Source organism: Marinicrinis lubricantis (assembly GCF_042658665.1).
GTDB classification, from domain to species: Bacteria; Bacillota; Bacilli; order Paenibacillales; family KCTC-33676; genus Marinicrinis; species Marinicrinis lubricantis.
Genome location: NZ_JBHSQV010000050.1, coordinates 1 through 633 on the forward strand (window position 1 = coordinate 1; position 633 = coordinate 633).

Below are 633 nucleotides of genomic sequence, written 5' to 3' on the forward strand. Positions count from 1 at the left end.
AGTGAAAGCGACAAATTACACTGAGCCTGAACAATTTTATTGTCAGGCTAGCGTCTTTAGGCGCAGTTTGGCAACAGGGGGTTATACCCCCAGAGCAAACCACCCGTTGGACGGGTGGTTATGATTTAAAACACTTTATACAATATCAAAATGGAGTGATCTCATGTAATTGGTACTCACCCAGATTATCTTGAGTAAAGGTAGCTGTATACGATCTATTTATCTCTATTAAATTCCAAATGTTTTTGTTTTCAACTTTAAGTTTCATAACTTTCTTATTTGTGCCCTCTAGATATATAACATGAATCCAGGATTCGCCTTTTTCACCTCGTTCTGGTTTAGTCTTATCAACCACTTCGATATTTGCTGTTATATTATTCACGTTATATACATTATCATTATTTGAACAAGCTGATAAACAAAGCAATGTAAACACCAGTATAATTCCTGTAAACCTAAATATCATATTCTCCTCCCTCTATAAAGTTAAATTTTCTCCCGAATAATCCCGAATTCTTAAAATCTCATAAACACCTAATAGTTGACACACCATTTATTATGGATACATATAGGTGGTCTTTAATTTATTTACAATATGGAGGCCATCCTATCTTTCAAACTGGATGAGTTTGG

The 633-nt window shown here is 34.4% G+C and carries 1 protein-coding gene; it reads right to left on the reverse strand.

Annotation, left to right across the window (positions count from 1 at the left end):
• Positions 1 to 145: 145 nt before the first annotated feature.
• On the reverse strand, positions 146 to 466 hold the full coding sequence (locus tag ACFPXP_RS07970) for a hypothetical protein (RefSeq protein ID WP_379893709.1): 321 nt from the start codon (positions 464 to 466) through the stop codon (positions 146 to 148).
• Between the last annotated feature and the right edge of the window lie 167 nt (positions 467 to 633).